Raw genomic sequence first — 8098 nt, forward strand, 5'->3', positions numbered from 1 at the left:
CATGGGAGAGGTGATGCAGGAAGCCTTGGCTATGCGGCATGATGCTCCGGCTTCAATTCAATAACCGTGTTGCACTCAGCTCCTGCAACCGCCTTGTTTTATCGCCCGCAGGCGATGAAAACCAACTTGCACGCCGAAGCCGAGTCTTTGAAATGGCAACATCAAGGTCAAACATTGACCGTGACTAACCCTGGGCCGATGTATGTAACGCTGGGTGTATTAACGCTTAAGCAGGGCGATAAGATCTGGAAAATAAATGCCGACATGATCAGCCCATACGCCAGCCTTAATATTGCTCTGCCCTCGGCTGCACAGTCCGCCAGGGATCTGTCGTTTACCTATATCAATAATTATGGTGGCCACACCGAGATTAATAATATCTCGTTGAATTGAGTCCGGTGTTCAGGGGTTAAAGAAAGTGGTGCGAAATAAAACCGTTACATCCACACGGCGACGTAAAACCAGGATGGTTAACAGCGCAGGTTATTTTTATGTTGTGCCCTTTTTATTTTCCCCGATTGCCATGGCCACGGAGCAGTTCAACACCTCATTTATCCGCGGCAATGAAAATGCCGCTCAGGTGGCTGCCTTGTCGAGCAACGACGACCTGCTGCCCGGGCAATACCCGCTCGATATTTACTTAAATGGCCAGCGTGTTGGCCACCGCGATGTCGAATTCAGAAAGATCGCTCAAGATCAGCCAATTATTCCGTGCCTGACAGCACAGGACTACCAGGGTTACGGGATCAAGCTCAGCGCCCGCCAGGTGGAAGAGTCCAGCGCCTGCTTTGCCCTGGACAAAGCGATTGAAGGCGCAAAGTTGAGCTATGACGCCGCACAACTGCAGCTGAATATGGTGGTGCCGCAAATATTTCTGGATCCCCATGCGCAAGGGACAATTTCACCCAGCGTGTATGACCGGGGTATTAATGCGGGGTTCGTTAATTACAACTTTAACGGCAACCACAACCGCTACGGTCATCAACAGGGGGATAAATCCTCGGACTATTCCTTCCTGAGCCTGAACAGCGGGATCAATCTCGGTAACTGGGGGTTGCGCAACAACTCTACGTACAGCCAGCAATCAGGGGCAGGCTCCAGCTTCGACAATATCTCGACGTGGGCCGAGACCGATATTGTGTCCTTGCGCAGCCGTTTGGTGATTGGCCAGACAAACACCAGCAACAACGTTTTTGACAGTATTCAGTTTCGTGGCATACAGCTGTCGAGTGCCAATGACATGCTCCCGGAGAGCCTTCGTGGATATGCCCCGGTCGTGCATGGCGTCGCGCTGACCGCTGCACGGGTTGAAGTTCGGCAGAACGGTTACACGATCTACAGTACCAACGTTCCCCCGGGTCCATTTGCCCTGTCCGATATTTATCCGAGCTCGTTGAGCGGCAATCTGGACGTCACCATCATTGAAGCCAATGGCGCCAGAAGCAGCTTCAACCTGCCCTTTTCCTCGGTGCCCAATATGTTGCGTGAAGGGATCTGGGACTATCAGTTGACGGCGGGCAGGTATCAGGACGGCACCACGGACTACAAACCAAACTTCGCACAAGGCACCTTGTCACGCGGAATGGCATACGGCATGACCCCCTACGGTGGCTTGATGGTTGCCCAGCACTATCGCTCGGCTGTGGCCGGCCTGGGCCAGAACCTGGGCCAGTGGGGCGCCGTGTCGGTTGATGCGTCTTTCTCCGATACCGACCTGGCCAACGGTGACAACAAACAGGGGCAGAGTGTGCGCTTCCTCTACTCCAAGTCGCTCAACAGCCTGGGCACGGAGTTCCGCATTGCCGGTTACCGTTACTCGACCGCCGGTTACTACGACTTCAGCGATGCCGTCGCCGAACGTGACCGCTATGAAAGCGGCGCATACCGTAACGAGTACTTCGATGAAAATGACTATGACAACCTGGGTGTGCCCGGCTGGGCCGAGTCTCGTCGTCGGACTTATTACACCGACAACTTCGGCAACAAACGCCAGCGTGTGGAGTTGTCCGTCAACCAGCGCCTTGGCGCAAACTCAACGCTGTATGCCACCCTGAGCAATCAGTCTTACTGGGGAGGTAGCGCTGAAGACCGAACGATGCAGGCCGGTTTCAACAGCACCTACAAAAGCGCCAGTTATGGCATGTTCTATCAAGACAGCCGCAGCAACCATGGCTACAAGGACCGCAGCCTCAACTTGACCGTGTCGATTCCGTTCAGCTTTTTCAGCAAGGAATCGTCCGATATGAGCGCCAGTTTCAACCTCGGTCACAGCAAGCAGTCGGGCACTACCTACAGTACGGGCCTGAGTGGCGCTGCGCTGGACGATAATCGGCTGAATTACATTGTGCAAACCGGGCATGACGAGAACTCCGGGCAGACATCCTCAGCCAACGTTGGTTATCAGGGCAGCAAGGGCACAATCAACGCCGGTTATAGCTACAGCAATGACTACCAACAGACATCGCTGGGTTTGTCCGGGGGAATCGTCGCACACGCTGGTGGGGTTACGCTGACCCAGCCGCTGCAAAATACCTTCGTACTGATCGAAGCAGAAGATGCCAAGGGCGTTCGCCTGGAAAACCAGCCTGGGGTCGCGATCGACGATTCCGGCTATGCCGTCTTGACCTCCGTTACCCCCTATCGCCATAACCGTATCGCGTTACGCACCGAAGATATCGGCAATGGCCTTGATATTCCGCTGGCAGCCAAGGACGTGGTGCCAACACGTGGAGCCATCACGCGTGTGAAGTTTGAAACCCATACCGGCCAAAGCCTGCTGGTACGCAGCACGATGGCTAACGGCGACCAGCTCCCCCTGGGTGCCAACATTTTCAGCGCTGCGGGTAAAAACAGCGGCACCGTGGGTACCAATGGCGACATTTATATCTCGGGTGCCTCAGAGGGCGATCTCTTGACGGCCAAGTGGGGGGAAGATGCGAGCGAAAATTGCTCATTGCTCGTCCCCGTATTGAAAGCCATGGACGAACACACCATGGGTTATCAAGAAATCTCGCTGACCTGCCTGAAACCATAGAAGGAAAATATATGTTTTTTTTATTAAAGCATAAGCATCTGGGGCTAATAAGCGGGTTATTGGTCATGCTCGGGGCGATGTCGCAGAACAGCTACGCCTTGTCTTGCAAAAAGGACAACGGCATCCGCCAGGATATTGTGCTGGCACAGTTGATCAAGGTGTCCACCGCCAACACTGTGCCGGGGGCATTGTTGTGGCGCTCGCCAACATTCACTTCAACATTTCAATGTGTTGATGACCGTAATAAACCGGACGGTGAAAATGCCTACTTGTATTGGGACCCGAAAAACAATCTAAAAAGTATTCATAACTCGATTGAAATAGGGGTTAACTACAACAGCATTGATTTCAAGCTGGTCAAAGGCGCGAGGCAAGATATTGGCCCCGGAACACGCTGCCGAAAACAAGGCAGCCGATGTTTAGCGCCCGCACAATCCCTGAGCATGACCGTGTCATACTCCATCTATATCAAGGCGACTGGAGCGCCGCCGCCGGCCGGTGGCAAAATAACCAACACGGGCTCTTACTCCCTGTTCCAGGTTGATGGCGTGGGCGGGCTTAACAACGTCGCTGACAGTAACTTCAACGCTTATATTTCCGGGCTGGGCAATATCCGTTTTATCTCGTGCAACCCTAAAGTAACCGTTACTGCCAACAATGGTTCAGCGGTCAATTTCGGCAGCATCCCGCGACAGAATGCCAAGGTCGGAATGATTGAAAAACAGGTGCCGTTCTCCGTGTACGCCGACACCTCAAGCCCGGAGAGTGGTCAAGATTGCCAGGGGCAGGTGCTGAATGCGAGCTTCAGTTCAACGTACCCGGTGCAGGACACCACCACCATCCTGCCGACCAGTAACAGTGGTTTCGGGATCCTGCTGTCACAGCAAGAAACACCGATGACCTTCATTCCCATGAATACCCCCGTGGAAATGGGTCTGGTAAATGGGACACGGGTCACAAAGAACTTCTTTGCCAGCTTGAAATGGCTCAGTACTAGTCCGAAAGTAGGGCCCTTTCGAGCCTCGGCAAATATCGATGTCACCTTTAAGTAAGTTATACTCGCCCGGCCAGCATAAACCGTGGAACATGTACTTGTCCGACAATATCCACTTAAGAATAACAGCAACTTCTGCCGTAGTATTCAGGCATAGATTTGAGCGTATTAGCGTGAGCGCTGAACACTATTTTCACACATAAAACACAGGCCTTAAGCCAATATACCGGCGACGCTGTACACCATGCAAAGTCGTCCCCTACCACAGTGTAGCCAGCGTAGTTTTTTAGCCGGACAAGTCACTGAAAAAGTGGCGTATTCGCCATAATTTACTATCGGCACAGGCAGGATGTTTTCTCACTCGCGGCGCGCATCAAAATAGCGCGATATCAGGACCGCACTCAATAATCATGGAGGAAGAAGCGCTATGAACCACAGCCAATTGTTGAAAACTACACCGGCCGACAAACTCGGCGTTAGCATTCCACAGAATCTCTACGATTCACTGGCGACTCTTGCCGTCCGGCATGATCGGAGTATCAACGGCGAAATCAAGCAAGCGTGGTTACAGTGGACCGATCAACTGTCAGACCTCAAGGTCACATTGGCTCTGTTAACCTCCCAACAGGGCAATAAATCCGAAAACCAGATCTCTCGCATCGATCTGCGTACCCCCTCCAACAGCATCAAGCACCTGCTGTGCAACTTCAGAAAAGGCCAGGTTCATCAAATCCATGAACAAGCCAACATCCTGATGATCTCGATGAACTCGGTCATTTTGAAAGCACTGGTGTGGTGGGTTAATACCTGGCGATTAGTGGACCATTTGAACTCCAGTGCAGGCTTGCGCTACAGAACCGCTCACAGTTGGTAACGAGGCGCTGCGCACACCCCATGCAACTGCCCTCAACACTTCTAAAGGAGGATCTCATGAAGCCCTATCGTGTGCTGGTCGTTGAAGATCATCCTTTTCAGCATGAGCATTTGCTCAATGTATTCAATCAGGTCGGGGGCTTCACGGTAGACACCGTCCGCGATGGTGAGGGGGCCTTACAGTGCCTGGCGCGCAGTGACTATGACCTGCTGCTCAGCGACTTGCTGATGCCCGTCATGGATGGTGTGCAATTGATCCAGAAGGTTGCAGCCCTCGAGAAGCTGCCGGCACTGGCATTGATGAGTGCATCGTCACGCCGGATGCTGGCAAGTGCGGGGCTGGCGGCAAAAAACCTGGGTATTTCGGTGGTCGGCTTGATTGCCAAGCCAGTGGGAATCAATGCGGTCATGCGCTTGAAAGAGCGGATGGGGCTTAACCGTCTAAATAGCGAATCCGACCCTGCTCAGCCCCTGCAACTTGCCCCGCAAAATCTTGCACTGGCCATGGACAAGGGCCAGCTCAAGGCCTGGTTTCAACCCAAGATTTCGCTGCAAAACGGCACTATTGTGGGCGCCGAAGCCCTTGTGCGCTGGGCTCACCCCGAAGCAGGGTTGTTATTGCCCAAGGACTTCCTTGCCATGCTCATAAGCCAGGGGCTGGAAGAGCGCCTGCTGTGGCTGATGCTGGAGCAAACCCTGCAGGCACAACAGCAGTGGCGCGAACAGGGCCAGGATATTCCTGTTTCAATCAACCTGCCCACACACTTGCTGGACAAGCACGACCTGGTCGACCGCTTGCGCGATTACGTCGCCCACAAACACGCCGCGCCGCGCAGCATCGTGTTCGAGCTGTTGGAAAGCTCAACCACGGAGCAAATGGGTAATTACTACGCGGGGGCTTGCCGCTTGCGCATGATGGGCTTTGGCCTGGCTCAGGATGACTTCGGCAAGGGCTTCAGCTCTTACTTCAATCTGGTCTCAACGCCCTTTAGCGAGGTCAAGATTGATCGCTCACTGGTGCATGGCTGCGCTGACAATGAAAACCTGGCGTGCGCCCTGCGCAGCCTCGTGGAACTAAGCCGAAAACTGGGTCTGAGCGTTGTCGCCGAAGGTGTGGAAACCCGGGCCGAACTCGACTTTCTGCGCAGCATCGAGTGCGACCAGGCTCAGGGGTACTTTATGGGTAGCGCCATTTCTGCCACCGATTTTGCCGCGCTGTTGCTCGATGAAGATTGCAGTTGGCGCTGCGAGCGCAGATAAACAACCAGCGACAACACGATCAGCCCGATCGAAATCCCCTCACTCAAGCCCACCCTGTGCCCGAGCATCAGCATCGAACCACCGATGCCAAACACCGGAATCAGCAAAGACAGCGGCGCGACCCGGGACACCGGGTACTCGCGCAGCAACAGGTTCCAGCCCCAGTAACAGAAGTGCGTCGCCGCGTAGACCTGAAACAGCAGCGAGAACACGGCTGCCCACTCCAGATGCGTGACCAATGCGCTAAAAGGTGCAGGCCCATGGGCAAACCAGGTGAGCAGCAACAGGGGGATCGGCGGGAACAGGCTGGCCCAGACCACGAAAGCGAACATTTCCCGCACTTTCGACTGCTTGATGATGATGTTGCCAACACTCCAACTGAATGCACTGATCAGCAACAGGCCATAGCCCAAGGTCGTCCCCTGGCCAGGGCTGGCGAGGATAATGCTGACCAGTCCCAGCACTGCAAGCCCTATCCCGAGCACCTGCCCACGGTTCAGCCGCTCGCCAAACAGCAACACCCCCCAACCCAGGGTGAAAAAAGCACTGAACTGGATCAGCAGCGCAGCGGTGCCGGGCGGGACACCCCATTCGATGCCGAGGTTGATCAGCGCCCACATGGCAACGCCGAAAATCAGCCCATAAGCCGCCAGCCATTTTATGGCGATCGGTGGGCGTTTGATAAAAAACACCCAGGGCAAGGCTGCAAGGGTAAAGCGCAGCGCCGTCAGCAATAGCGGATCAATAGCCGCCAGGCCCAGTTTGGTAATGGGAAAGTTCAGGCCCCAGACGGCTGTGACCAGGATGGCCAGGGTCAGGTGTTTCTTTTGCATGGTGTTCTTGGTCCGCAAGGCAGGGCTGGCGGCTGTATGCGCCAGGCAAGGCGCTACTATGAACAATCGCCGCGAAGGCCCGCTTGCACTATCAGGTCATAAATCATTAAATTCGGGCCATGCGCGAAACTTATACAGACACCTCTGAACATATCCCCCGTGACGCAGTGGTCACGGCCAATGACTATCAAGACGGTCAGCACTTTGCGCTGCATAGCCATCAACGCGGGCAGTTTGCCTATGCCGCTTGCGGTGTGATCACGGTGTTCACCGACCAGGGCAATTGGGTGGTGCCGCCACAAAGGGCTATCTGGGTGCCTGCAACTGTGCCCCATGAAATGAGCATGACCGGGCCGGTGACCATGCTTAACACCTATATCCGCAACCCCGTCGCTGCCCGGCTTGGCCTGCCTGAGCAGTGTCAGGTGTTCGGCGTATCGCCATTGCTTCGTCAGTTGTTGCTTCAGGCGGTGGATATTCCGGCGCTGTATGACCTGGCCCGGCGGGAGGGTCTGGTGATGAGCTTGCTGCTCCATGAGATAGCCGAGATGGCGCCCCTGTCGCTCAATGCACCGTTGCCGGATCAACCAAGGTTGGCAACTGCCTGCCGCAGACTGCTTGCAGAGCCATCACTGGAAATCGGGATCGATGACATGACCCGCCAGGTAGGCATGAGTCGCCGCACCTTCACCCGCTTGTTCCGCCAGCAGACCGGTATCAGTTTCGTTGAATGGCGGCAGCAGGCATGCCTGTTGGCCGCCGTGGTGCGCCTGGGTAATGGCGAGGCCATTACCCAAGTAGCGACTGATCTGGGCTATAGCAGCCCGAGTGCGTTTACCAGTGTTTTCCGCCGGGTATTGGGCGAGGTGCCAAGCAGGTATTTTGCCAGTGTCGGACTTTAACGGTGGCTGCTGCCACCTTAAAGTCAAAAGCCCCTGTCCACGCCTCTCCCTCCGGGAGAGGGTTGGGGTGAGGGGCTCCTGGCCTTAAACCGCGCTTGGCGATTGCGGCCTACGCACATCCGGCTGCTTCCACGACTCCGCAGCCGCTTCGTCGATGGCCTGCTGAATGGCCTTTTTGCGATGCTCTTCAGCGCGACGGCTG

At 55.1% G+C, this 8098-nt stretch carries 7 protein-coding genes and 1 pseudogene; 6 read left to right on the forward strand and 2 right to left on the reverse strand.

Annotated features, from left to right (window positions below; genetic code table 11):
* Positions 1-126: 126 nt before the first annotated feature.
* The 5 genes from ACZRMH_RS25500 to pvrR all read left to right on the forward strand — a co-directional run bounded on the left by ACZRMH_RS25500 (position 127) and on the right by pvrR (position 6161).
* Positions 127-393 (forward strand): fimbrial biogenesis chaperone, encoded by a 267-nt coding sequence (locus ACZRMH_RS25500; RefSeq protein ID WP_464015781.1) that lies wholly within the window; start codon positions 127-129, stop codon positions 391-393.
* Between the two features lie 103 nt (positions 394-496).
* Positions 497-3034 (forward strand): fimbria/pilus outer membrane usher protein, encoded by a 2538-nt coding sequence (locus ACZRMH_RS25505; protein WP_464015782.1) that lies wholly within the window; start codon positions 497-499, stop codon positions 3032-3034.
* Between the two features lie 11 nt (positions 3035-3045).
* A complete protein-coding gene (locus tag ACZRMH_RS25510; protein ID WP_464015783.1) occupies positions 3046-4086 on the forward strand; it encodes a fimbrial protein in 1041 nt (346 codons plus the stop codon).
* Positions 4087-4455: 369 nt separating this feature from the next.
* Positions 4456-4902, forward strand: a complete 447-nt coding sequence (locus ACZRMH_RS25515; protein ID WP_464015784.1) for a hypothetical protein — start codon at positions 4456-4458, stop codon at positions 4900-4902.
* Between the two features lie 56 nt (positions 4903-4958).
* Positions 4959-6161: a response regulator cyclic di-GMP phosphodiesterase PvrR gene (gene pvrR / locus ACZRMH_RS25520; protein ID WP_464015785.1), complete on the forward strand. Its 1203-nt coding sequence runs from the start codon at positions 4959-4961 to the stop codon at positions 6159-6161.
* Here the strand turns inward: pvrR and ACZRMH_RS25525 are convergent.
* Entirely contained in the window at positions 6068-6994 is a 927-nt protein-coding gene (locus ACZRMH_RS25525) for an EamA family transporter (protein ID WP_464015786.1), read from the reverse strand. The two genes, pvrR and ACZRMH_RS25525, sit on opposite strands and share 94 nt — an antisense overlap.
* 119 nt (positions 6995-7113) lie before the next feature.
* On the opposite strand from ACZRMH_RS25525, the gene ACZRMH_RS25530 reads away from it, so the two are divergent.
* On the forward strand, positions 7114-7896 hold the full coding sequence (locus ACZRMH_RS25530; RefSeq protein ID WP_464015787.1) for an AraC family transcriptional regulator: 783 nt from the start codon (positions 7114-7116) through the stop codon (positions 7894-7896).
* A gap of 84 nt (positions 7897-7980) precedes the next feature.
* On the opposite strand, the pseudogene ACZRMH_RS25535 reads toward ACZRMH_RS25530, so the two are convergent.
* A pseudogene (locus ACZRMH_RS25535) lies at positions 7981-8098 on the reverse strand (putrescine ABC transporter permease PotI); the annotation flags it as partial.

Source organism: Pseudomonas sp. B414, assembly GCF_055408445.1.